Consider the following 23803-nt stretch of genomic DNA (forward strand, 5'->3'; position numbering starts at 1 on the left):
CCATCGTGCCACTCCCCCCGGACATCCGGAGAGCCGGGGAACGACAGCACGACGCCGTCCGTCATCGGGCGACGATCGGATCGCACGCTCCCGCGTGGGACGCCCGCGGCACCGGCGTTCCCCGGCGTGCGAGGCGGCGCAGGAGCCGACGCAGCGGACCCGCCGGACGCGGCACGATCTGATCCGCGTGCTCCAGGAGCATCCGGCGCCGGGCGACCGCGCGTTCGATCTGCTCCTGCTCGAAGACGGTGACCTGATGGCTGAGATACGGGTGGTCGAACATGATGTCTCCTCGACGGTTCGGTGTATCCCTACACTCCGCTCTGAGGTGCCCCCTCCACATCGGACGGATGCCCTATCTTCCGCGCCCCCTCCGCCTCCCTTCCTTATGCTGACGCAGGCCCTCACGCCGCATCAGGCTCCTGGCGCGCGAACCCGCCTGAGCTCGCGCGACTGCCTGCCCTGCCAGAGCGAGGGCCGCGCGGACGGACGGGTCCCCTCCGGTACGAGGATCGCGAGCACCCGCACGAGCGTCGTCATCCACAGCAGCCCGAGCCCGACGACGACCGCCTCCACCGCGGTCACCGGGAAGAAGCCGAGCGGCCACCACAGCAGCACGGCCGCGACCACGAGCACCCCCACCGCGACGGAGGTCACCACGAGGGCCAGGGGTCGGCCGGGGACGGTCAGCGTCGTCGCGGCGGCAGCCCCGAGGAAGAGGAGCAGCGCCGCGACGGCAGCGATGTCGTGCGGAACGGGGGCCCGGTACAGCGGCAGGAGCCCGACGGCGGCGAGCGCGAGTCCGGCCGCGGCCCACAGCACGACCACGGTCGCGATCCGGGACAGCGCGTCGTCGCCGCGCAGCCGGTGCAGGTCGCGCCCGATGTACGCGCCGACGGTGGCGACCAGCAGCCCGGCCACGACCAGGGTGCCGTTGAACGCCCAGCCCACCCCGAGCTGCGAGAAGTTCTCCTCCCACCACCGCGGGTCGACGGCGGTCACCATCGCGAACAGCGTGCCGATCACGAGGAACCCGAACAGGAGTCCGGCGAGGTCGGCGGTCCGGAGACCGATCCCCGCACCGAACGCGAGTCGTCCGCCGACCGCCGCCGCGACCCCCGTGAGCAGCCCGCCGCCGATCGCTCCGAGCGCGAGACCCCGCAGGCCCGCCGCGAGCACCTCCGCGGTGAGCAGCACACCCATCGCCGTCACGGCCCCGAAAGCCACGGTGAGCGCGGCGGCGGAGAGCCGTGACACCGCCCGCTGCCAGCGCGGCATCCCCGCAGCCTCCCGCCGACGGTGCAGGAGCGTGCTGAGGACGAAGGCCAGAGCCGCGATGCCGCCGGCGACTCCCGCGGCGGGCACCGCGAGGCCTCCCTCACCGGTCAGCGGCCGCGGCGGACCGGCGAGGAGCAGGGCCCCGGCGAGGGCTCCCCCGACGAAGCAGACCACGGTCGCGAGTACGGCCCGCCCCTCGCCGCGCAGACGCTCCCTCGTGTCCATGCGCCCATGCAAGCACGCCCGTCCGACGTCCGCAGCCCCGCACGCGACGAGGCCCGGGGCCGCAGACAGCGGTCCCGGGCCTCGACGCGGAGGTGTCAGGCGTCCACGTCACCGCGCCAGGCGCCGGTCTCGACGCCACGGCCCTCGATGAACTCCTTGAAGTTCTTCAGATCCTTCTTCACCGCATGGGATCCCGCGCCGACCAGCGCACCGACCTTCTCCAGCAGCCCCTCCGGCGCCCAGTCGAGCTGGACGGTCACCCGCGTGGTGTTGTCGTCGAGCTTGTGGAACGTCACGACGCCCGCGTGCTCGGTCTCGCCGCCGACGCTGTTCCACGCGACGCGCTCATCCGGGTGCTGCTCGGTGATCTCGGCGTCGAACTCACGCTCCGCGCCCCCCACGTTCACCTTCCAGTGCGTGTGGGTCTCGTCGATCTGCGTGATGGAGACGACCTCGTCGAGGAACTTCGGGAAGCTCTCGAACTGCGTCCACTGGTTGTACGCCGTGCGGACGGGAACGTCGACGTCGATGGTCTCGATGATCTGCACCATGGGGATGCTCCTCACTTGTTCGTCGTTCGTGTGCCTCCATTCAGCCTGCTGGGCGCGAGAAGGGCGATGGGGTTGACATCGGCGCGACTACCGTGGAGGTCATGCGCATCCCCGCCGCGATCCGCGCCTCCCAGCGCTCCCCCCTGCTGCAGGTGGTGAAGTCGGCCGCGGCGACCATCGCCGCGTGGCTGATCGCGGGCTGGGTCTTCCCCGGGCAGCTGCCGGTGTTCGCCGCGATCGCCGCGCTCCTGGTCGTGCAGCCCAGCGTCAACCAGTCGCTGTCGAAGGCGCTCGAGCGCAGCATCGGCGTGATCGTCGGGGTCGTCATCGCGGTCGGGCTCGGCCTGCTCCTCGGCTCGCCGAGCTGGATCGTGCTGCTGGCGATCGTCGTCGCGATGCTCGTGGCGTGGATCTTCCGGGCGTCCCCCGGCACCGGCAACCAGGTCGCGATCTCGGCGATGCTCGTGCTGGCGCTGGGGTCGTCGAGTCCGGAGTACGCGGTCGCCCGGATCGTGGAGACCCTGATCGGGGTGGTGATCGGCATCGTCGTGAACGCGCTGATCGTGCCCCCGGTGCTCGTCGAGCCGGCGCGGCGGAACGTGGGGCTGCTCGGGCGGGAGCTCGCCGCGAGCTTCGACCGCCTGGCGGACGCCCTGCCCGCCCCGCAGACGCCGGCGCGGCTCCAGGAGCTCATGGTCGAGGTGCGGCTGCTGCGGCCCATGAAGGATGCCGCCGCCGCCGCGATCGCCGCCGGGGAGGAGTCGCTCACGCTGAACCCGCGGCGTTCGACCCATCGTGCCGACCTGCAGGAGCTGAAGGCGCTGCTCGACCGGCTCTCGCCCATCGTCACGCAGACCATCGGCATGACCCGCGCCTACTTCGACCACTACGACGACCGGCTCGGCGAGGAGCCCGCGGTGACCGCGATCGCCGAGCAGCTCCGCCGCGCCGGACACGACGTGCGCCTCGCCGTGCAGACCACGGCGCCCTCCGCGGAGCCCGAGCCGCTGACCTCCGCGATCCCCGCTCTGACGGCTCCGCTCGTGATCCGTCCGCCGTCCTCGCAGCACTGGATCCTCATCGGCTCCCTCATGGAAGACCTCCGTCGCATCCGCGGCGAACTCCTCGACGAGGACTGACCTCCCGTCGACCCACCCCCTTTCGCGCCTCCCGGCCCCCTAAGTGCGTCCGCAGGAGGCCGGGACGCACCGAAAGGGGTGGGTCGACGGGGGTTACCCTGGCGGGATGACAGTGGAGGAGGCGCTGGCGGAGCTCGCGGCGCTGGAAGACCCGAAGCAGCGCGCGGCGAACGAGAAGCGCGGCGACGACCACGGCATCAACCTGAGCCGGATGCGCGCCCTCGCGAAGCGCATCAAGACCGATCAGGCCCTCGCGCGGGAGCTCTGGGCGACGGGCGAGACGTCCGCCCGGCTGCTGGCCCTGCTCGTGTGCCGCCCGGCCGACTTCACCGCCGACGAGCTCGACGCGATGCTGCGTGAGACCCGTCCGCCCAAGGTCAACGACTGGTTCGTCAACTACGTCCTCAAGAAGTCGCCCCTCGCCGAGGAGCTGCGTCGGCGCTGGTTCGACGACGCCGATCCCACCGTCGCCGCCGCCGCGTGGTCGCTCACGACGGTCCGGGTGACGAAGGACCCCGGCGGCCTCGACCTGTCGCACCTCCTCGACCTCATCGAGCGCGACCTGCAGCAGGCCCCACCGCGCCTGCAGTGGGCGATGAACGAGACCCTCGCGAACATCGGCATCTTCCATCCGGACCTACGGGCACGGGCCATCGACATCGGCGAGCGGCTCCAGGTCCTGGCCGACTACCCCACGGCCCCGGGCTGCACCTCGCCGTTCGCACCCCTCTGGATCGGGGAGATCGTCCGCCGTCGCGAGGGCTGAGTACGCTGAGCGGATGAGCACCCACATCGCCGCGGAACCCGGTCAGATCGCCCCCATCGTGCTGTTCCCCGGCGACCCGCTGCGGGCGAGGTGGATCGCCGAGACCTTCCTCGACGACGCGGAGCTGTACTCCGAGACACGCGGGATGCTGGGCTTCACCGGCACCTGGGAGGGGCATCGGGTCTCCGTCCAGGGCTCGGGGATGGGGCAGCCGTCGATGGCGATCTACGCGACGGAGCTGTTCACCCAGTACGACGTGCAGACGATCGTCCGGGTGGGGTCGTGCGGCGCGCTGACCGAGAAGCTCGCGGTGCGCGACATCATCATCGCCAACGGCGCGAGCACCGACTCCGGGATCAACCGCGTGCGCTTCCACGGCCTCGACTACGCTCCCCTCGCCGACTTCGCCCTGCTGCGCGCCGCGGTGGAGGCGAGCGAGACGGAGCCCCTGTCGTCCACGGTGCACGTGGGGCCGCTGTTCTCGAGCGATCAGTTCTACAGCACGCGGCCGGAGCTCACCGCGCCCTTCGTGCAGCACGGCATCCTCGGCGTCGAGATGGAGGCCGCTGGCCTCTACACGCTCGCCGCGTTCCACGGACGCCGCGCGCTCGCGATCTGCACGGTCAGCGACCACATCGTCACCGGTGAGGAGACCACGGCCCAGGAGCGCGAGCAGACGTTCGGGGACATGGTGCGCATCGCCCTCCGCGCGGCGACCTCGGTCTGAGACTGGCCTCCTCGTCGAGTAACGTTATACACTTCACAGGTCGCGCGGCGCCGGGGACGACCGCACAGGGCGGTCGCTGCTGCGCGCGACGAAGACGACTGGGGAGAACCATGGCCACGCAAGATCAGCTCAACGCGCTGCTGGCGGACATCGAACGCGACATCAACGGATTCATCGGGGCGTCGATCGTCGACCTCGAATCGGGACTGCCGCTCGCCTCGAGCTCCGTCCGCCCGGACTTCGACCTCGAGGTCGCGAGCGCGTTCAACAGCGAGATCGTGAAGAACAAGAAGCGCACGATCGACGCCCTCGGCATCGATGGCGAGCTCGAGGACATGCTGCTGACGCTGAACACGCAGCTGCACCTGCTCAAGATGCTCGACGACGACCTGTTCATCTACCTGGCCGCCGATCGCCAGGCCACGAACCTCGCCCTGCTGCGCTCCTCGGTGAACCGCCGGGTCGCCGCCCTCGGCGCGTGATCCATGGGGCCGTGGGGAGCGGCCTCGGGAGAGGGCGACAGCGGAAGAGCGGTCCCGCGGAGCGGACGATGAGGCGCCCGCGTCGGCGACGGACCGACCTGCCTCAGCGGTACCGCGTGATCTTCGCCGGCCCGGTGGGCGCGGGCAAGACGACCGCGGTCCGCGCCCTGAGCGATGTCCCGCCGGTGGACACCGACGTGCCGATGTCGCTCGCGAGCGGCGACGGGAAGACGACGACGACCGTCGGCCTCGATTACGGGACCTGGCGGCCCACGCCCGAGGTCTCCATCGCGCTCGTCGGCATCCCGGGGCAAGAGCGCTTCGCGTCCGCCCGGCAGCGGGTCTCGATGCCGGGCACTCGGGTGCTGCTCTGGCTGCGCGCGGACCACGACACCCTCGCCGCCGACGCCGAGGAGTGGCTGGACGTGTTCTCCGGAGACGAGCATCGGATCGTGATCGCCGTCAGCCACGCGGCGGGGCACGCGATCGGCGACATCCGCGGCGATCTCGCCCCCGTGCTCGCGCGGCACGGCATCCCCGTCTCCCGCGTCCTCGCGGCCGACGCGCGCGACCGCGACAGCGTGATGCGCGTCGCCGGTGCCGCTCTCGATCTTCCGGAGGAGAAGCCATGACCGGACCCGCCGGGCGGCACGACGCCGCCACGACGCCCGATCCGTCCCGCATGCACCCCGACGTCGCCGGCAACTGGGCGCTGTGGTCGCGGATCGTCGGCCCGTCGGCCCAGACCCGTCTGCAGCAGTTGGAGGAGCGCTTCCCGGAGCTGACGACCGCGGTCCTCGGGACCGCGGACGGCCTCCACATCGCCTCGCTCGGCGTCGACCCCGACGGCGGCGAGCAGCTCGCGGCGATGAACGGCTCCCTGTTCGGGGTCGCGCGGGCCGAGGCCGAGATCATCGCGGGAGGAACGGAGCCGACGCTGTCGGCCATCGTGTCGCTGTCCATCGGCGAGAACCAGATGGCACTGCTGAGCTTCATCCTCGCGCCGTACGGCCAGCTCCTGCTCTCGGTGTCGGCCTCCTCGTCGCAGCTCGGCACCGTGATCGTGCACGCGCGTTCCACGGCGTACGAGCTGCTCACCGCGCTCGGGGTCACGGGATCGGCGACATGACGCAGATGGGATGATCGAAGCACCATGAATCCCACGCCGCGGCTCGAACCCTCTCTCGTTCCCGACGCGGCGGACCCCGATGCGGTCTACCTGACGTTCGTGGAGTGGGCGGAGTCGACCGGCATCCGCCTCTACCCCGCGCAGGACGAGGCGCTCATCGAAATCGTCTCCGGAGCGAACGTCATCCTGTCCACGCCGACGGGCACCGGGAAGTCGCTCGTCGCGGTCGGCGCCCACTTCGCGGCGATGGTCCGCGGGCACCGGAGCTACTACACCGCGCCGATCAAAGCCCTCGTGAGCGAGAAGTTCTTCGCGCTGGCGGAGGTGTTCGGCGCCGAGAACGTGGGGATGGTCACGGGAGACTCCGCCGTCAACGCGGACGCGCCGATCATCTGCTGCACCGCGGAGATCCTCGCGAACCTGGCCCTGCGCCAGGGCGACGCCGCCGATGTCAGCCTCGTCGTCATGGACGAGTTCCACTTCTACGGCGACCCCGACCGCGGGTGGGCCTGGCAGGTGCCGCTCCTCGAGCTCCCGCAGGCCCAGTTCGTGCTGATGTCGGCCACCCTCGGCGACGTCACCACCCTCGCCGCCGACCTGACCCGCCGCACCGGACGGGAGACCGCCTCGGTCACGGGGGTCGAGCGCCCGGTCCCCCTGCACTTCTTCTACGAGACGACGCCGATCCACGAGACCATCGACGACCTGCTCAACACCGGGCAGGCACCGATCTACATCGTGCACTTCTCACAGGCGGCGGCCATGGAGCGGGCGCAGGCCCTGTCGAGCACGAAGGTCGCCACGCGTGAGCAGCGCGACGAGATCGCCGCCCTCATCGGCGGCTTCCGCTTCACGACGGCGTTCGGCAAGACGCTCTCCCGCTTCCTCCGGGCCGGCATCGGCGTGCACCACGCGGGCATGCTGCCGAAGTACCGCCGACTCGTGGAGCAGCTCGCCCAGCGCGGTCTCCTCCGCGTCATCTGCGGCACCGACACGCTCGGCGTGGGCATCAACGTCCCTATCCGGACCGTGCTGCTCACCGCACTGACGAAGTTCGACGGCACGCGGATGCGGCAGCTCAACGCGCGGGAGTTCCATCAGATCGCGGGCCGGGCCGGACGCGCGGGCTACGACACCGCGGGCACCGTCGTCGCCCAGGCCCCGGAGCACGAGACCGAGAACCTCGCCGCGATCCGCAAGGCCGGCGACGACCCGAAGAAGAAGCGGAAGATCATCCGCAAGAAGGCCCCGGACGGCTTCGTGTCGTGGGGCGAGCCGTCGTTCCGGAAGCTCATCGACGCGACGCCGGAGACGCTGACCTCGCACATGCAGATCACCAGCGCGATGCTGCTCAACGTCATCGCCCGGGGCGGGGATGTGTTCGGGAACGTCCGCCGGCTCGTCTTCGACAACCACGAGCCGCGCACCCGGCAGCGCGCGCTCGCCCTCCGCGCCCTCGCGATCTTCCGCACGCTCCGGGAATCCGGCGTCGTGGAGACGTTCGACACGGGAGTGCCCGGAGCACCGAACGGCGTCCGGCTCACGGTCGACCTGCAGCCGAACTTCGCGCTCAACCAGCCGCTCTCGCCGTTCGCCCTCGCGGCGTTCGACCTGCTGGACCCTTCGACAGGCTCAGGGACCCAGGCGCGTTCGGGAGACCAGGCGGGCTCGGGGGACCAGGGGGTCGGGACGGGGTCGTACGCGCTCGACATGATCTCGATCGTCGAGGCGACGCTCGACGATCCGCGCGCCGTGCTCAGCCAGCAGGAGTTCCTCGCGCGGGGCGAGGCGGTCGCCGCGATGAAGCGCGAGGGCATCGAGTACGACGAGCGCATGGAGCTCCTCGAGGCGATCACCTACCCGAAGCCCCTGGAGGAGCTCCTCGACGCGGCCTTCGAGACCTTCAGCGCGGCGCAGCCGTGGATCCGGGACTTCGCGCTGCACCCGAAGTCCGTCGTCCGCGACATGTACGAGCGGGCCATGTCGTTCGGCGAGTACGTCGCGTTCTACAAGATCGCCCGCTCCGAGGGCGTCGTGCTGCGGTACCTGTCGGACGCGTATCGCGCCGCCTCCCAGACGATCCCCGAGGAGCGGAAGGACGAGGACCTCCACGACCTGATCGCCTGGCTCGGCGAGCTCGTGCGCCAGATCGACTCCAGCCTGCTCGACGAATGGAGCGAGCTGACCGCCGGGACCGCGGCCCGCAGCGAGACCGACGAGCCGATCGTCCCGCCCGCACCCAAGCGCCTCACGAGCAACACCCGCGCCTTCCGCACGCTCGTCCGCAACGAGCTCTTCCGGCGGGTGCAGCTCGCCGCCCGGGAGGACGTGGACGCCCTGGCCGAGCTCGACCCGACGTTCGGTGCCGCCGCCTGGTCCGACGCGCTGGACGCGTACTTCGCCGAGCACGACGACATCGGCACCGGACCGGACGCCCGGAGCTCCCGCATGCTGCTGCTCACCGAGGGTCCGACCGCGTGGACGGCGCGGCAGATCATCGACGACCCGGCCGGCGACCATGACTGGGGCATCAGCGCCACCGTCGATCTCGCCGCGTCGGACGAGGCCGGCGAGGCGGTCGTCACCGTGACGGCGGTCGACCGGCTGTGAGCGAGGCGGGCCCCGTCAGGCCTGCATGACGGCGAGCACGTTGCCCGCCGGGTCGCGGAACCACGCGATGTCGGGTCCCTGCCCGTTCCCCCTGACGATGCCGCGGGAGTCCGACGGGAACTCGTCGTCGCCGTAGATCTTGGTCTGCACCCCGCGCTCGTTGAGCTCCTCGACGGCGGCGTCGACGTCCGCCACTGGGAAGTTCAGGATCGTGAAGCTCGCCGGGGTGTGGTTCGGCTTCGCGTAGACGAGGACCGACCCGCCGCGAGGCAGACGCAGGTCGAGGAACCCCATCGCGTTGACCTCGACGTCGAGCCCGAGGGTCGTGCCGTAGAACTCTCTCGCCGCGTCGATGTCGTCGACGCTGAAACCGCTGAACGCGTTCTCCGCTGTGAAGGCTGCCATGTCCCCAGCATCCGCCTCCGCAGGCGCCCTGTCGACCCCCTCTCACACGGCCGCGCGCACGAGCCGGCCCACGAGGTCGACGTAGTCCACCCCAGCCGCCGCGAACATCCGCGGCACCTGGGAGGCGGCGGTCAGCCCCGGCATCGTGTTGACCTCGTTGAGCACCGGACCCTCGTCCGTGAGGAAGAAGTCCATGCGGGCGACCCCGTCGCACCCCAGGGCGTCGAACATCGCGATCGCGGCGCGTTTGAGCGCCGTCGTGGCGGCCGCATCGAGCTGCGCGGGAACCGTGAACCGGGCCGTGCCGTCATACTTCGTCGCGGTGTCGAAGAGCCCGGGCGCGTGGATCTCCAGGGGCGGGGCGGCCCACCGCACCCCGCCCTTCTCCCGCAGCACGGCGACGTCGATCTCCCGTGCATGCACGACCTCTTCGACCAGGATCCGCCGGTCGAAGCGCGCCGCCCCCCGCAGCGCGGTGAGCAGGTCGCCCTCCTCCGTCACCAGGCTCACGCCGTGGCTCGAGCCGGCCGTCACCGGCTTGACCACGACGGCGCCCTCGAACTCCACGTCGCCGATGTCCTCCGCGGCGACGAGCCGCCCCCGGGCGGTGCGCAGCCCGACAGCCTGGGCCACGAGCTTCGTGGCCCACTTGTCCATGCCGAGCGCGCCCGCTCCCAACGCGGAGCCGACCACGGGAACCCCGGCGAGCGCGCACAGCGCCGCGAGGGCGCCGTCCTCCCCGAGCGCACCGTGCACCGCGGGGAACACGACGTCGCTCGCCGCGAGCAGCGGCAGGGCCTGCTGCAACGACGACGCCGGACTCACGCCGGGCGGGATGCCGTCGGCCCGCCACACGCCGTCTCGATCGATCGTCACGGTCGTGACGGTGTGTCCCCCCAACCGCAGCGCCGCGGCGACCGCGGCCGCCGAGGCGAGCGACACCTCGTGCTCGGGATTCTGTCCCCCTCCGATGACCAGGACCCTCATCGTCATGCCACGCTCCTCTTCACCCGCGGGCCGATGCCCGTGACGATGGTGTGCGGGATGGTGTCCGCCCACCGCGCCCACTCCTGCACCGACGGCACCGCGCCGCCGTCCGGCCCGAACACCGTCGCGACCGCTCCTCGGGGGAACGCCCTCCCCCCGGTGTCGACGACGATCTGATCCATCGACACCCGGCCGACGATCGGGTGCCGTTCCCCTCCGATCTCCACCCCCGCGCCCGGCGCGATCTCCCGCGGGACCCCGTCGGCGTATCCGACGCCCACCACGCTCAGGTGCGTGGCCGCCGCCGTCGTGTGCGTCCCGCCATAGCCCACGACGGTGCCGGCCGGCACGGCGGCGCTGTGCACCACGGGTGCGGTGAGACGCGAGGCCCCGACCAGCGAGACCGTCTCGGACGGGTCGATCCCCACGAGGGCGGCCCCCACCCGCACCATGTCGAAGTGCGTCGCGGGATCGGTCAGGGCGCCCGAGGTCGCCGCGAGATGCGCGAGCAGGGGTCCGAAGCCGGCACGCAGGACCGCGTCCCTCCCCTGGCGCATCCGCAGCACCGCGGCCGCATTCGCCCGCGGGTCCGCGGCGTCGGCGCAGGGGAGGTGCCCCATGACCCCGACGACCTCGATCCGGCCGCGGGCCGCCCGCGCCGTGCGCAGCAGCGCATCCCAGTCCTCCAGGGGGCACCCTCCCCGCGCCATCCCGGTGTCGAGATGCAGATGCACACGCACCGGAGCGGCGGCATCGGCCGCGAGCTGACGCAGCTCCTCGACGGAGCCCACGGCCAGGTCGACCCCGGCGGCGGCCGCGCGCGGCGCGTCGATGCCCGCGGGGTGCAGCCAGGCGAGGATCGGCACGCGCAGTCCGGCCTCGCGCAGCGCGACCCCCTCGGCGACGTCGGTGACCCCGAGCCACTCGGCCCCCGCGGCCACGGCGGCGGTCGCCACGGCCACCATGCCATGACCGTACGCGTCGGCCTTGACCACGGCCATGACGGGTACCGCGGCGGCCTCCCGCACGCGGCGGAGGTTCTCGGTCACGGCGGCCGGAAGGGTGGATAGTGTCGGTGCGTGGAGGCGGGACAGGGTCATCCCCTCCGCGAGCAGGGCCGTCATCGCTGCATCCTCGGGTCTTCGGTGGGGTCGGCGTACTGGGCGGGACAGCCGTCATCGACGGCCTCCGGTCGCAGCTCGTAGTGCCAGGACTCGTTGCCGTAGGTCTGGCAGAGGCCGTACCGCCATCCGCGCTGCGTGAGCCAGTCGAGAGTGGGCAGGGGACCGAGGTCGACCGCGTCGCCGGAGACGTGCGCCGAGGTCTCCGCGGTCGCCACCCAGCGGCGCGCCTCCTCCTCCGAGCCGTAGTCGTCGATGGCGTCGCGGAGCAGCTGCTCCTGCAGGGCCGCCGAACGCCATCCGCTGTTCACGAGGAACGTCACCCCGTCGGCCTCCGCATCGGAGGCGGCGCGCTGGAGGGCGTCGAGCAGGGCGGGGTCGAGGTTGCCGACGGCGACCCTGTCGACATCGAACACCGTGGGCTGGTCGCCGTCGCGGATCACGCCATCGGCCTCGCTCGGGGCGAGCACCGATCCGGTCGGCGCGTGCGGCTCGGAATCGGAACCGGTGGTGGCGGGCGTGACGATCGGGGCGGTCTCGGCGAACGCGGCCGACAGCGACTGCTGCACGGCGACGGCGGCGACCACGGCGAGCGCCAGCACGGAGGCCGTGGTGGCAATCCGCCGACGGCGCCGGGCACGGACGGCTCGGGGGGTGCGGAGGTCGTTCATGCTTCCAGTGAAGAGAGCCCGCGGTTGCCACGGCGTATGGCCTTTTCCATACACCGGCGATATGCCGCACTGCGTAGGATCACTGCCATGCGTGTGCTGATCGTCGAGGACGAGCCCTACCTCGCCGAGGCGGTCCGCGACGGGCTGCGACTGGAGGCGATCGCGGCCGACATCGCCGGCGACGGCGACACCGCGCTCGAGCTCCTGAGCATCAACGCGTACGACATCGCGATCCTCGACCGCGACGTGCCGGGCCCGTCCGGAGACGACATCGCGCGGTGGATCGTCGCCTCGGGCAGCGGCATCCCCATCCTCATGCTCACGGCCGCCGACCGCCTCGACGACAAGGCCTCCGGGTTCGAGCTCGGCGCCGACGACTACCTCACCAAGCCGTTCGAGCTGCGGGAGCTGGTGCTGCGGCTGCGTGCCCTCGACCGCCGCCGACAGCGCGCGCGGCCACCGGTGCTGGAACTCGCCGGGCTGCGCCTGGACCCCTTCCGCCGCGAGGTCTACCGCGACGGCCGGTACGTCGCCCTCACCCGGAAGCAGTTCGCCGTACTGGAGGTGCTCGTCGATGCCGAGGGCGGCGTGGTCAGCGCCGAGGAGCTGCTGGAGCGGGCGTGGGACGAGAACGCCGACCCGTTCACGAACGCCGTCCGCATCACCGTGTCCTCGCTGCGCAAGCGCCTCGGCGAGCCGTGGCTGATCCTCACGGTGCCCGGCGTCGGCTACCGCATCGGGGCCGACGCGGATGCCTAGGCGGCGCGGCCTCAGCGTCCGCCTCAAGCTGACCCTGAGCTACGCGGGCATCGTCGTCGTCTCCGGGCTCCTGCTGCTCGGCGCCGTGGCGCTCTATCTCCTGCGCTACGTGCCGGATGTGCAGATCCCCGTCGTCGAGTTCTTCGTCCCCAACCGCTCGGATCTGATCCGGGCGTTCGTACCCGTCGCCGCGATGGTGATGGTCGCCCTGCTCGCGATCGGTCTCGGCGGCGGCTGGCTGCTCGCCGGACGGATGCTGGCGCCTCTCGACCGCATCGGCGACGCCGCACGGCTCGCGGCGCAGGGCTCCCTGTCGCACCGGATCCGCATGGAGGGCCCGAGCGACGAGTTCCGCGACCTCGCCGACGTCTTCGACACGATGCTGGAGCAGCTGGAGGCGCACGTCGCCGAGCAGCAGCGCTTCGCCGCGAACGCCTCGCACGAACTGCGCACGCCCTTGGCCATCTCGCAGACGCTCCTCGACGTGGCCCGCACCGATCCCGACCGCGACGTCGACGCCCTGATCGACCGGCTCCACGAGGTGAACACGCGCGCGATCGACCTCACCGAGGCGCTGCTGCTGCTGAGCAGAGCGGATCAGCGCACCTTCCCGCGGACGCTCGTCGATCTGTCGCTCCTGGCAGAGGAATCCGTCGAGGCCCTCCTGCCGCTCGCCGACCGCCGCGGGGTCGAGGTGGAGGTGTCCGGCGTGCCGGCGACCGTGCTCGGCTCCTCCGCCCTGCTGCCGCAGCTCGTCATGAACCTCGTCGCCAACGCGATCGTCCACAACCGCAGCGACGGCGGCGGTTCCGTGGCGGTGCGCACCCATTCCCTCCCGCACGCGGTGGCCCTCGTCGTGGAGAACACGGGTGCGGAGCTGCACGCCTCCCAGGTCGCGACGCTCGTCGAGCCCTTCCAGCGCGGCACCGAGCGCACGCGCGGGACGGAGCACGCCGGGGTGGGTCTCGGCCTCGCGATCGTGCAGCGCATCACGCAGACCCACGGCGGCACCCTCGTGCTGACGCCCCGCACCGGCGGAGGCCTCATCGTGACGGTCTGGTTCCCGCACCCCTACCCCGGCTGACGGTTTTCGAATCGCCCGTTTGGCCCTTTTCCGGCTCCGGATGGAACCATTCAGGCGATTCGAACGGGCGTCACCAGGGGCTGGGCTCGTAGTCCTTGAGGAAGACGCCGTGGATGTCCTCGCCGGCCTCGCCGCGCACGATGGGGTCGTACACCCGGGCGGCGCCGTCGACCAGGTCGAGCGGGGCGTGGAAGCCCTCCTCCGCGAGGCGCACCTTCGTGTAGTGCGGGCGCTCGTCGGTGATCCAGCCGGTGTCGACGGCGGTCATGAGGATGCCGTCCTTCTCCAACATCTCCCCCGCGCTCGTGCGGGTCAGCATGTTCAGCGCGGCCTTCGCCATGTTGGTGTGCGGGTGGCCCGGGCCCTTGTAACGGCGGGAGAACTGTCCCTCCATGGCGGAGACGTTCACGACGTACTTCCGGCGCGACGACGACGCGGCCATCGACGCCCGCAGCCGGCTGATGAGCAGGAACGGCGCGGTCGTGTTGGCGAGCTGCACCTCGAGCATCTCCAGCGGATCGACCTGATCCACGGACTGCACCCAGCTGTTGACGCGGTTCACGTCCGGCACGAGGCCGCCCGCATCGATCGCCGTGCCGTCCGCGTGCTTCTCGAGCGAGGAGGAGCCGGGGGCCATCGCGAGCCGCGCGAGGTCTTCGGCCGTGAGCGCCTGTCCCCCCTGCTCCGCGACCGTGCCGCCGAGCGCCGCGACCGACAGCAGCGGATGCGCGTCGACCGAGGCCTGCAGCGCCTGCGGGTGCGGGTCGACGGTGTGCCCGAATGTCTCCATCTCCGGCAGCGGACCGTCCGGCAGCGGCTGGAGCTCCGCGTCGGCGAGCAGCGAGTACGCCCCCGGCGAGCGGCGGACCGTCTGCGCGGCGTTGTTGATGAGGATGTCGAGCGGGCCCTGCGCGGCGACCGAGTCGGCGAGCCCGATCACCTGGGCGGGGTCGCGGAGGTCGATGCCGACCACGCGCAGCCGGTGCAGCCAGTCGCCCGCGTCCGGGAGGGCCGAGAACCGCCGCACGGCGTCACGCGGGAACCGGGTGGTGATCGTGGTGTGCGCACCGTCGCGGAGGAGGCGCAGCGCGATGTGCATGCCGATCTTCGCGCGGCCGCCGGTGAGCAGCGCGCGCTTTCCGGTGAGGTCGGTGCGGGCGGTGCGCTTGCCGTGGCTGAAGCGGGCGCAGTCCGGGCAGAGCTGGTGGTAGAACGCGTCGACGAGCGTGTACGGCTGCTTGCAGATGTAGCAGTTGCGCGGCTTGAGGAGCTCGCCGGCGATGGGGGCGTCGATCACACGGGACGCGAGGTCGTGCCCGCGCGTCTCGTCGTCGATGCGGTCGGGGGCGCCGGTGGCGGTGCGGGCGACGACGGCCTTGTCCGCCTCGGCGATCGCATCCCGGATCTCCTTGCGCCGCACGCGCTTGACGGCCTTGAACATGGCTGCCGTCGCGTGGCGCACGGCCACGAAGTCGGGGTGCTCGTTGTCGATGGTGTGCAGCTCGGCGAGGACGCGCAGCGTCGTGGCGAGGTCGTCGGGGTCGATGCCGGGGCCCAGGTCGGGGGTGGCGTCGGGCGCGTCGGTCATTAGGCCGATTTTACGCGACCGTCCTGGGGGTCTCCTGCTGTGTCCGCGCCCCGGCGTAGGGTCGACGCATGAGCAGCGCAGAATCCTTCCCGCATCCCGGCGTCGTCCCCTCCTACCTGCTCGCCCGGCTGGCGGAGTCGGGTCGGTTCCCGAAGGCCGCCGCCGCCGCCCGACAGACGCTCACCGCGGGGCGCCCGCCGTTCCGCGCGCGCATCGACCTCTCCATCGACGAGAACGGCGACCTCGTCGCGCAGCTCTCCGATGCGCCGAACCGCACGATCAGCGACGCCGGCAACACCCAGCAGCTCCCGGGGGCCGTGGTCCGCACGGAAGACGATGAGCCCGTCGCCGACACCGCCGTCAACGAGGCGTTCGACGGCCTGGGCGCGACATTCGAGATGCTGCTCTCCGCGTTCGGCCGCAACTCGCTCGACGACGCCGGCGCTCCTCTCGACGCGACCGTCCACTACGGCGTCGACTACGACAACGCGTTCTGGGACGGCGAGCGCATGGTGTTCGGCGACGGCGACGGCGAGGTGTTCCAGCACTTCACCGGCTCGCTCACCGTGATCGGGCATGAGCTCGCCCACGGTGTCGTGCAGCACACGGCGAACCTGGAGTATCAGGGCCAGCCGGGCGCACTGAACGAGTCCGTGGCCGACGTGTTCGGCGCCCTCACCGAGCAGTACGCCCTGGGGCAGTCCGCCGACCAGGCGAGCTGGCTCATCGGGGCGGAGATCTTCACGGATGCGGTGGAGGGCTCAGCCCTGCGCTCCATGATCGCGCCGGGCACGGCCTACGACGACGATGAACTCGGGAAAGACCCGCAGCCGGACCACATGAGCGGATTCGTGCGCACCACCGAGGACAACGGGGGCGTGCACATCAACTCCGGCATCCCGAACCGCGCCTTCGCCCTCTTCGCCCTCGACCTCGGGGGCAACGCCTGGGAGCGCGCCGGAACGGTCTGGTACCGGGCACTCACCGGCGGACTGTCGAGCACCGCGACCTTCACCGAGTTCGCCGATGCCACGGTCGCCGCCGCAGCCTCCGTCGATCAGGAGACGGTCGCCGCCGCTCGACGCGCGTGGACGACCGTGGGAGTCTATGAGGGTGACCGAGGACCCGACGCCGCCTGACGCCCCCGTCGTCATCGCCGTCGTGCGCTCGGGAGGTCTCGCCGGCATCCGTCGCCAGTGGCGTGTGGAGGCCGAGCCGCCGGACGCCGAGGAATGGATCGGCCTCATCGACAGCTGCCCCTGGGACGACGACGTCGACACGGAGTCCGGGGCCGACCGGTTCGTCTGGAGCATCCGCGCCCGCACCCCGTCCGAGCGCCGGGAGCGGGAGCTGCCCGACTCCGCCGTGGACGGCCCGTGGCGCACCCTCATCGATGCGGTGCGGGAGGCGGCGCGCTCGGAGTGAGCCGCGGTCGGAGATTCGCACTCCCGTCGCAGGATGCCGCCCGATCCCTGCGACCTCGGTGGGAAACCGCGACCCCGCGCCGCCCGGGGGCGACAATGGACACATGGGACTCTTCCAGCAGCGACCGGAGGAGGAAGAGAAGCAGTGGGGACTCCCCTCTGAACCTCTCGAGACTTCGGCCGCAGACACGCTCGACGCCGCGCCGACGGTCGACCCGCTGGCCCTCGGCCTCGACAACCCGTCCTCGGTGAGCTCCATCGTGTTCCCCGTCGCCCCACCCGCCCCCGAGGCCGCGAGCACCGAGAACGCCGACCCCGAGGACTGACGCCGCGCGGCGTCGCTGTTTCGCACTCCCGTCGCAGATTCCGGACCACTCCGTGCGACCGCGGCGCGAAAGTGCGTCCGCGGCCAGCGATACGGTGGACGGATGACCATCACCGCCGCCGCAGACGGCTCCGCCCTGGGCAACCCCGGCCCGAACGGCTGGGCCTGGTACATCGACGACGCGAACTGGGCGGCCGGCGGCTCCCCGCACGGCACGAACAACCAGGGCGAGCTCCGCGCCGTCCTCGAGCTGCTCCGGGCGACGGCCGGCACCGACGAGAAGCTCCTGATCGAGTGCGACAGCCGCTACGTGATCGACTCCGTGACGAAGTGGATGCCCGGCTGGAAGCGCCGCGGGTGGCGGAAGTCCGACGGCGGGCCCGTGCTGAACCGCGACCTCCTCGAGGGGATCGACGAAGCCATGCGCGGTCGGGACGTCGAGTTCTCCTGGGTCAAAGGCCACGCCGGACACCCGCTGAACGAAGCCGCCGACGAGCGCGCGAACGCCGCCGCCAAGGCCTATCAGCAGAAGCAGGAGCCGCGTCGAGGCCCCGGGTTCACCCGCGCGACCGATGCCGGAGCCGCCGTCGCCGCCTCCGCCCCGGTCGCCGCTGCCGCCGCCGAAGCCCCGGCATCCGCCTCGACGACAGCCTCCTCCCGCACCTCGACCCCCGCCGCGGAGGCGGAGTTCGCCGCGCCGCTGTGGGCCGAGACCTCCGACCTCCTCGACGGACTCGACCTCGCGCAGGACGACCCCATCGTGCTCCAGCTCCCGCTGTCCCCCGACGAGCACGCGCGCCTCCGGGACCGCGCCGAAGCGCAGGGCATCACCCTCGAAGAAGCACTTCGCCGCCTGATCTGACGGAGACCCCGAGGCGTACACTCGCACCATGTCGACTCCCCGCACCATCGGCCGGATCTTCCTCGGCGCCTCGCTCGTGTTCGCCGGCGTCTCCCACCTCACGTTCGCCCGCGAGGAATTCCAGGCTCAGGTGCCGGAATCGCTGCCGCTCGACCCCGACACCACGGTGCTCGCGTCCGGCGTCGCCGAGGTCGCGCTCGGCTCCGCTCTCCTCTTCGCCCGACGCCGCCGTCGCACGGTCGGCACCGTCGCCGCGCTCTTCTTCGCCGCGGTCTTCCCGGGCAACGTGGCGCAGTGGATGCATCATCGCGACGGCTTCGGCCTCGACACCGACATGAAGCGCTTCGTGCGTCTGTTCTTCCAGCCGGCGCTCATCGCGCTGGCCCTGTGGTCGACGCGCGCCCCGCGCCATTGATCCACCCCGCGAGAGCAGGCGTTCCCGCGAGAACAGGCCCCCACGCCCACCCGCGCCTGAACCCGCGCGACGGCCTGATGCGGCGTCATCCCGGCTCGGCTCCGTAGACTCGGCGGATGGCGGAAAGGACGAGGCGACGGTGAGCAGGCGCACCGTCTTCGGCCTGCTCCGGCTCACCGCCGCCGCCGTCTGCCTCATCGCGCTGATCCACCGCCTCGCGTGGGGACTCGCGTCGAACACCATCGCGAGCCAGAACTTCTTCGCGTACCTGACGAACCAGTCGAACATCGCCTTCGTCGTCCTCCTCACCATCGCCGGAGTCCTCGCGCTGCGGAGAGCCCGCGACCCGCGGTGGCTCACGGTGGCCCTCGCCCTCGTGCTCACCTGGACGATCACGGCGGGACTCGTGTTCGCGATCCTCGTCTGGCAGGCCGGAGTCCGGGGCATCCGCATCGACGTGCCGTGGTCGGATCAGGTGCTGCACTTCTGGCTGCCCGCGGTGACCGTCGCGGCCTGGGCCCTGGCCCCGGGGCATCGGGCGGTGCCGTGGCGCGTGATACCGGTGACCCTGGCCTACCCGGTGGTGTGGGGCGTCGCGACGCTCATCCGCGGACCGCTGATCGGCTGGTACCCGTACTACTTCCTCGACCCGCGGCAGGTGAGCGGTCCCGTCGAGTTCACCGTCTCCTGCGCGATCGCGCTGGCCGTCTTCGCCGCTGTGGCGACCGCGCTCGTGCTCATCAGCCGCCTGCCGGACCCGTGGGACCGCGCTCCTGCCGAGCCTCCTCCCGAGGACCGCGTTCCGGCCGAGGCCGCGCGCGAGCCGGTTCAGGCGTAGAGCGCCAGCGACGCGAGCGCCGCCTCGACGGCCTCCGCGTCCCCGAGCTCCGCGAAGTCCCGCGCCGCCGCACCGCCCACGATCCCGACGAGCACGTTCTCGCCGGTCGAGGGGCGGAGGTTGATCCACGTAGGGATCGCGATGTCGTCGCCGACCGCGTGCCAGATCGCCTCGTCACCGTCCCAGAACGGCTCGTCCCATCGCAGCCACACCGTCTCGATGGCGCCCATGCCGAGCGCGGAGACGGCGCCGCGGTTGTCGAACGGCAGCGGCGGATCGAACTCGATGGCCTGCTCCTGCAGCACCCCGAGCGGCACCGTCAGCAGCACCCGGTCGAAGGAGAGGGCCTCCCCGGTGCCGAGGCGCACACTCACCCCGGTGTCGTCCCACGCGAGGCGCGTGACCGGCGAGCTGAGCCCCACCTTCACCCCGTCCAGGGTGCTCTCGATGAACGGGGTCAGGTCGTCGCCGACCCCCTGCAGCGCCGCGTCCGGGAGTGGCGGGGCGAACCAGCTCGACAGGTCGACGGCGTCCGCGCCGGTCCGTGCGGCGAGGAGCGCGAGGAGCGCGGCGGTCGCGGGATCCTCCGGGTCGATGCCGGCTGCCACCAGGGCGTCCGCCACCGAGGAGTCCTGCGGGGCGGACTGCGCCGTGGTCACCGCGGCCTCCACCGGCTGCGGATCCACGGGGTCGACATCGCCCTCGGCCGAGCGCCACCGCGCCCCGTCGAGGTCGACGAGGTCCATGTCCCCCTCGTCGATCGTCTCGAGAAGCTCCGCGTCCGCCTCGCCGAACAGCCACGCGCCGAGCTGCACCGGAACCGGCCAGTCATCCTCCGCGCGGGAGAGGATCCGGCCGCCGACGCGGTCGCGCGCTTCGAACACCGTCACCTGCAGGCCGTCCTCCGCGAGTTGCGCAGCGGCTGTCGCTCCGGCGATCCCGGCGCCGATCACGGCCACCCGCTCGCCGTCCTCGGCGGCGACGGTGAGTTCCCGCGCGGCGCGGCGGCCCGACCGCAGGGCTCCCCGGACGGTACCCGGCGCCTCGTCGTCGGTCGCCTCGCCCGCGAAGAAGAGCCGGTCGTCGACGGGCTGCGCGAGCGCCGCACGGGTCGCGGCGAGCACCCCCACGGGAGTGAAGCTCGCGGCGCCCCGGGCGAAGGGGTCGGTGGTCCAGGTGCTGCGGACGCTCCCGCTCGGGGCGGGGACACCGGGCGGCGGCTCCGGTTCGCGCGTGCGGGTGGGGGTCGGCGTCGGTTCCGGCTCCGGGGTGCAGGAGGCGAGAAGCACCGAGACGGCACCGGCTCCGGCGCCGAGGAGCAGGGTACGGCGCGTGATCCTCATCGTGCCGCCACTTTATCCCGCTTTCGCACAGGCAGAAGCGCCGGAACAGGCGGCTCTCCACGAGAACCGCCTGTTCCGGCGCGAGTGCCTGGGCGTCAGACGGACAGCAGCTCCCGCTCCAGTCGCGCGAACGAGGCCTCCATGCCGTCGGCCATGCCGGTGGCGAGGATCATGTCCCGCGTCTCCTTGTCGGGGTACTCGATGAGCACCGTGACGAGGGTCGCGCCGTCCTCCTCGTAGAGGTTGAGGTCGTTGAGCGTCTCGGTCGGCATGCCCTGCATCCGCTCGGTGGTGACGGCGCGCTTCGGGGCGTCGATCAGCAGTGCCTCCCCCTCGAATCCGAACGGCTCACCCTCCGTGTCGCCCACGGGCGCCCAGGAGTTCCGGTACGACTGGCCGACCTCGGTCGCCGACACGCACTCGGTCATCTCCCACCCGTCCGGGCCGAGCATCCACTGCCGGATGAGGTCGGGCTCGAAGTGGGCGCGCCACACCAGCTCGCGCGGACCCTCGACGAGGCGGGTGATGCGCACGTGCGTGTCGTCGAGCAGCTCCACCCGGGTGCCCTTGCCCTGGGCGTAGTCGTGGAGGTCCTGCAACACGGCGTCGAGCTGGGCCATGGCCATCCGGGTGCCCTCCACGGCGCCCATCGCGACGACCTGCTCGAGCGCCTCGGCGGACGTGAAGTGGCTCGTGTTGACCATGCGCGTGCCCTCGGCCGTCGGCTCGAACGTGAAGGTCATGCGCATGGAGGGGAGGTTCGCATCCGGCGTGCCCTCCTCGTCGGCGAACGAGTCGAGCACCGTGAAGCTGCGCGGCGCGTCGATTTCCAGGAACTCCCACGTGCCGGAGGCCTTCTCCCCGCGGGGACCGTTCATCGTGTAGACGGCCCGCCCGCCGACGGTGTGGTCCCACCGGGTGAAGGTGGCCGGCCAGCCGGGAGGACCCCAGAACCGCTCGAGCTGCTGCGGGTCGGTGTAGGCGGCCCAGACGCGCTCGACGGGCGCGGCGAGGTCGGCGACGACGGTCATGGTGAGGTTCTCGGCATCCGTGATGATGTCCGTGACAGGCATGTCAGTCTCCTTGCGATTCGGTGCGTTGACTGCTGGTGGGGTCGGTGGAGGCCGGTCTCTTTCCCGCGGGCGGGGAGGGCTCGGCCAGGAGATCGTCGAGCCGGGCGATGCGCGACCGCCACAACTCTTCGTATCGGGCGAGGAGCGCCCTGGCGCGGGCGATCATCTCGGGGTTCGCGCGGACGAGCCGCTCGCGTCCCTCGGCGCGCTTGACGATGAGGTTCGCCGCCTCGAGCACGGCCACGTGCTTCTGGACCGCGGCGAACGACATCTCGTACTCGGAGGCGAGGGTCGAGACGGACTGCTCCCGCTCGATCGTCCGGCGCAGGATGTCCCGCCGGGTCGACGTCGCCAGTGCGTGGAACACACGGTCGACCTCCGCTTCGCTCAACTCCCTTTGTGCAACCATTTGGTTGTACGTTAGACCCGCGTCGCGAGCGTGTCAAGAACTTTTGTCGGAATCGTGCTGAATTTGCACAAGCCGTCTTTAGCTTGCATTGTCACGCTTGAATTGCACAAAGTGCACGGTAAAGCGGCGTGCCCACCCTCGGAACCGGCGGCAGATCGGCAGAGTGTTCCGTAGCACCCCGCGCTCGGCGAGGCGCTGACGAGGACGGGTATACAGCGCTTGAGACGGGCTACGTTCCAAACGATCAAACCTCGCCGCAGATCAAGGCGCACCGAGTTGCAGTGGGTCCCCCACGACGACGGCTTCGAGTTGCGGACTGCGATCAGCCGAGAAGAGTTCGCCGTCGCGGACGCCGAGCTTGGAGAGATGGACTGGGCATCCATCGACCCGCAACCAGTCAGGAAGTCAGGCGGAGTCCGTCATGGTTTCACGCCGGCGGCGTATTACTGGCAACGAAGTGGCGAGCACGTATGGTGCGAGTCTCAGCAGGAGCGATGGGAGCTTCTCTGGCTGGATTACAGCGCGCAGCTAGATCTTGTCTGGTCACAACCGATGATCATCAACTTCGGCTTCGACTCGAAGCTGGCAGGTGACTCGCACGTTCCCGATTTCTTCGCACTGACTACTGACGGCGACTACTCGTTGTGGGACGTGCGGCCCCTCGCACAGGTCACTGAGCACGCGAGGCTGCAGTTCGATGAGACCGCAAGAGTGTGCCGACGCATGGGATGGCACTACGAAGTGTTGTCCGGACACCATCCACGCGCGAGTAGGAATTTGAACTGCATCGCCGCGTCCCGCCATGACCGATGCAGGCCAACAACGGCCATCGAGCAGCTCCTCATCGAGGCGGCACGCCACGGGGAGACCCGCTCAGCACTCTGCGCAATCGCATCGCCTGACTACCCGCCCCTGGCCGCTGCATGGGTCGACAACCTCGCGTGGCGACGGCTGCTCACGGTAGACCTCACCTCCCCGGTGCGGAACGACACCATTTACACCTCGGTCATCGAACGGTGGACGCAAGATGCATAACGAGACGTCATTCGACGCGGGGAGTCTTTTCGAGATCGACGACGAACCGTGGGAACTGGTGAGTGTGCGCAACGGCCGAGACGCCAAACTTCGTCGCGCCGCCGCCGATGACGACTGGATCGTCATGTCGATCGCCGAGCTCCATCGCCTTGCGACTCCACGCGTGTCTCTCTCTCGCTCTGCGGCACGGCCGGTCCAAGACGACTGGCCGACCGACGTCTTGGATATGGAACTACACCTGCTCGAGATCTTTCGCGGGCAGCCCATGAGCTCGACGGCTACAGCACCCCGACCTGCGTTCGACATCACTCGAACAACCCAAGAGCAGCGCCTCGCCGCGAAGACCGCAGAACTCGAAGGGACATCCCTCGCCCGGACACGCCGAACTCTGTTCAACTACTGGACGGTCTATCAGAGCGAGGGTGTGGCGGGTTTGAACGCCAGGATGCACCGAAAGGGCCAGCGGAAAGTGTCAAGGCGGGTGAGACAGATTCCGTCAGGCGGTCTGTATGAGGGCCTCCTGTGAGGGCTGGTTGATCCAGGCGGCCTCGGGCAGC

The 23803-nt window shown here is 71.1% G+C and carries 28 protein-coding genes; 17 read left to right on the forward strand and 11 right to left on the reverse strand.

Annotated elements, in window-relative coordinates; all coding sequences use genetic code 11:
- Positions 1 to 61: 61 nt before the first annotated feature.
- From AB0300_RS14060 to AB0300_RS14070, 3 genes are all read right to left on the reverse strand, one after another.
- The gene (locus tag AB0300_RS14060; RefSeq protein WP_025104030.1) at positions 62 to 283 is read right to left on the reverse strand and encodes a hypothetical protein; all 222 of its coding nucleotides are present in this window, start codon (positions 281 to 283) and stop codon (positions 62 to 64) included.
- A 131-nt stretch (positions 284 to 414) separates the two neighbouring features.
- A complete protein-coding gene (locus AB0300_RS14065; protein ID WP_366216223.1) occupies positions 415 to 1503 on the reverse strand; it encodes a DUF998 domain-containing protein in 1089 nt (362 codons plus the stop codon).
- A 95-nt stretch (positions 1504 to 1598) separates the two neighbouring features.
- Positions 1599 to 2054, reverse strand: coding sequence for an SRPBCC family protein (locus AB0300_RS14070; RefSeq protein WP_025104032.1), 456 nt, complete (start codon positions 2052 to 2054; stop codon positions 1599 to 1601).
- A gap of 101 nt (positions 2055 to 2155) precedes the next feature.
- Here AB0300_RS14070 and AB0300_RS14075 point away from each other — a divergent pair, with 101 nt between their 5' ends.
- From AB0300_RS14075 to AB0300_RS14105, 7 genes are all read left to right on the forward strand, one after another.
- Positions 2156 to 3193 carry an FUSC family protein gene (locus tag AB0300_RS14075; protein WP_366216224.1) on the forward strand — a complete coding sequence of 346 codons (1038 nt, stop codon included), beginning with the start codon at positions 2156 to 2158 and terminating at the stop codon, positions 3191 to 3193.
- A gap of 106 nt (positions 3194 to 3299) precedes the next feature.
- A complete protein-coding gene (locus tag AB0300_RS14080) occupies positions 3300 to 3959 on the forward strand; it encodes a DNA alkylation repair protein (protein ID WP_303709702.1) in 660 nt (219 codons plus the stop codon).
- A gap of 13 nt (positions 3960 to 3972) precedes the next feature.
- Positions 3973 to 4686, forward strand: coding sequence for a purine-nucleoside phosphorylase (gene deoD / locus AB0300_RS14085; RefSeq protein WP_085604641.1), 714 nt, complete (start codon positions 3973 to 3975; stop codon positions 4684 to 4686).
- 110 nt (positions 4687 to 4796) lie between these two features.
- The gene (locus AB0300_RS14090; protein ID WP_071327859.1) at positions 4797 to 5168 is read left to right on the forward strand and encodes a hypothetical protein; all 372 of its coding nucleotides are present in this window, start codon (positions 4797 to 4799) and stop codon (positions 5166 to 5168) included.
- A 68-nt stretch (positions 5169 to 5236) separates the two neighbouring features.
- The gene (locus AB0300_RS14095) at positions 5237 to 5800 is read left to right on the forward strand and encodes an ATP/GTP-binding protein (protein ID WP_025104037.1); all 564 of its coding nucleotides are present in this window, start codon (positions 5237 to 5239) and stop codon (positions 5798 to 5800) included.
- Positions 5797 to 6297, forward strand: coding sequence for a hypothetical protein (locus tag AB0300_RS14100; RefSeq protein WP_025104038.1), 501 nt, complete (start codon positions 5797 to 5799; stop codon positions 6295 to 6297). Before AB0300_RS14095 ends, AB0300_RS14100 begins: the two co-directional genes overlap by 4 nt.
- A gap of 24 nt (positions 6298 to 6321) precedes the next feature.
- A complete protein-coding gene (locus AB0300_RS14105; RefSeq protein WP_366216225.1) occupies positions 6322 to 8907 on the forward strand; it encodes a DUF3516 domain-containing protein in 2586 nt (861 codons plus the stop codon).
- Between the two features lie 15 nt (positions 8908 to 8922).
- Here AB0300_RS14105 and AB0300_RS14110 read toward each other — a convergent pair whose 3' ends face one another.
- The 4 genes from AB0300_RS14110 to AB0300_RS14125 are packed head-to-tail and all read right to left on the reverse strand — an operon-like array spanning position 8923 to position 12091.
- A complete protein-coding gene (locus AB0300_RS14110; RefSeq protein ID WP_025104040.1) occupies positions 8923 to 9312 on the reverse strand; it encodes a VOC family protein in 390 nt (129 codons plus the stop codon).
- A gap of 42 nt (positions 9313 to 9354) precedes the next feature.
- Entirely contained in the window at positions 9355 to 10305 is a 951-nt protein-coding gene (locus AB0300_RS14115; protein ID WP_366216226.1) for a D-alanine--D-alanine ligase, read from the reverse strand.
- Positions 10302 to 11423, reverse strand: a complete 1122-nt coding sequence (gene alr, locus AB0300_RS14120) for an alanine racemase (protein WP_366216227.1) — start codon at positions 11421 to 11423, stop codon at positions 10302 to 10304. Before alr ends, AB0300_RS14115 begins: the two co-directional genes overlap by 4 nt.
- Entirely contained in the window at positions 11420 to 12091 is a 672-nt protein-coding gene (locus AB0300_RS14125; RefSeq protein ID WP_303709695.1) for a M15 family metallopeptidase, read from the reverse strand. The genes alr and AB0300_RS14125 overlap by 4 nt, the downstream gene beginning before the upstream one ends.
- Before the next feature lie 87 nt (positions 12092 to 12178).
- On the opposite strand from AB0300_RS14125, the gene AB0300_RS14130 reads away from it, so the two are divergent.
- Positions 12179 to 12850, forward strand: coding sequence for a response regulator transcription factor (locus tag AB0300_RS14130; RefSeq protein ID WP_126893752.1), 672 nt, complete (start codon positions 12179 to 12181; stop codon positions 12848 to 12850).
- Positions 12843 to 13934, forward strand: a complete 1092-nt coding sequence (locus AB0300_RS14135; RefSeq protein ID WP_303709694.1) for a HAMP domain-containing sensor histidine kinase — start codon at positions 12843 to 12845, stop codon at positions 13932 to 13934. Before AB0300_RS14130 ends, AB0300_RS14135 begins: the two co-directional genes overlap by 8 nt.
- Before the next feature lie 70 nt (positions 13935 to 14004).
- On the opposite strand, the gene AB0300_RS14140 is transcribed toward AB0300_RS14135, so the two are convergent.
- Positions 14005 to 15522 (reverse strand): SDR family oxidoreductase, encoded by a 1518-nt coding sequence (locus AB0300_RS14140; RefSeq protein WP_025104046.1) that lies wholly within the window; start codon positions 15520 to 15522, stop codon positions 14005 to 14007.
- A 68-nt stretch (positions 15523 to 15590) separates the two neighbouring features.
- Between AB0300_RS14140 and AB0300_RS14145 the strand changes: the two genes are divergently transcribed.
- From AB0300_RS14145 to AB0300_RS14170, 6 genes are all read left to right on the forward strand, one after another.
- Entirely contained in the window at positions 15591 to 16661 is a 1071-nt protein-coding gene (locus tag AB0300_RS14145) for a M4 family metallopeptidase (protein ID WP_366216228.1), read from the forward strand.
- Positions 16636 to 16947 carry a protealysin inhibitor emfourin gene (locus tag AB0300_RS14150; RefSeq protein WP_366216229.1) on the forward strand — a complete coding sequence of 104 codons (312 nt, stop codon included), beginning with the start codon at positions 16636 to 16638 and terminating at the stop codon, positions 16945 to 16947. The genes AB0300_RS14145 and AB0300_RS14150 overlap by 26 nt, the downstream gene beginning before the upstream one ends.
- 103 nt (positions 16948 to 17050) lie before the next feature.
- The gene (locus AB0300_RS14155; RefSeq protein ID WP_366216230.1) at positions 17051 to 17272 is read left to right on the forward strand and encodes a hypothetical protein; all 222 of its coding nucleotides are present in this window, start codon (positions 17051 to 17053) and stop codon (positions 17270 to 17272) included.
- Between the two features lie 102 nt (positions 17273 to 17374).
- Positions 17375 to 18133: a ribonuclease H gene (locus AB0300_RS14160; protein WP_366216231.1), complete on the forward strand. Its 759-nt coding sequence runs from the start codon at positions 17375 to 17377 to the stop codon at positions 18131 to 18133.
- Between the two features lie 28 nt (positions 18134 to 18161).
- Entirely contained in the window at positions 18162 to 18548 is a 387-nt protein-coding gene (locus tag AB0300_RS14165) for a DoxX family membrane protein (RefSeq protein ID WP_085604605.1), read from the forward strand.
- Between the two features lie 139 nt (positions 18549 to 18687).
- Positions 18688 to 19386 (forward strand): Pr6Pr family membrane protein, encoded by a 699-nt coding sequence (locus AB0300_RS14170; protein ID WP_366216232.1) that lies wholly within the window; start codon positions 18688 to 18690, stop codon positions 19384 to 19386.
- Here the strand turns inward: AB0300_RS14170 and AB0300_RS14175 are convergent.
- The 3 genes from AB0300_RS14175 to AB0300_RS14185 form a co-directional block, all read right to left on the reverse strand.
- The gene (locus tag AB0300_RS14175) at positions 19377 to 20729 is read right to left on the reverse strand and encodes an FAD-dependent oxidoreductase (RefSeq protein WP_249520932.1); all 1353 of its coding nucleotides are present in this window, start codon (positions 20727 to 20729) and stop codon (positions 19377 to 19379) included. The genes AB0300_RS14170 and AB0300_RS14175 overlap by 10 nt on opposite strands.
- Before the next feature lie 95 nt (positions 20730 to 20824).
- Positions 20825 to 21802: an SRPBCC family protein gene (locus tag AB0300_RS14180; RefSeq protein WP_366216233.1), complete on the reverse strand. Its 978-nt coding sequence runs from the start codon at positions 21800 to 21802 to the stop codon at positions 20825 to 20827.
- A gap of 1 nt (position 21803) precedes the next feature.
- Positions 21804 to 22211 carry a metalloregulator ArsR/SmtB family transcription factor gene (locus tag AB0300_RS14185; protein ID WP_366216234.1) on the reverse strand — a complete coding sequence of 136 codons (408 nt, stop codon included), beginning with the start codon at positions 22209 to 22211 and terminating at the stop codon, positions 21804 to 21806.
- Positions 22212 to 22487: 276 nt separating this feature from the next.
- On the opposite strand from AB0300_RS14185, the gene AB0300_RS14190 reads away from it, so the two are divergent.
- Positions 22488 to 23246: a TnsA-like heteromeric transposase endonuclease subunit gene (locus tag AB0300_RS14190; RefSeq protein WP_366216235.1), complete on the forward strand. Its 759-nt coding sequence runs from the start codon at positions 22488 to 22490 to the stop codon at positions 23244 to 23246.
- Positions 23239 to 23772, forward strand: coding sequence for a hypothetical protein (locus AB0300_RS14195; RefSeq protein WP_366216236.1), 534 nt, complete (start codon positions 23239 to 23241; stop codon positions 23770 to 23772). Before AB0300_RS14190 ends, AB0300_RS14195 begins: the two co-directional genes overlap by 8 nt.
- Positions 23773 to 23803 lie beyond the last annotated feature (31 nt).

Origin of the sequence: Microbacterium sp. NPDC078814, from assembly GCF_040702645.1 — a bacterium.
In the GTDB taxonomy this organism is placed as follows: Bacteria; Actinomycetota; Actinomycetes; order Actinomycetales; family Microbacteriaceae; genus Microbacterium.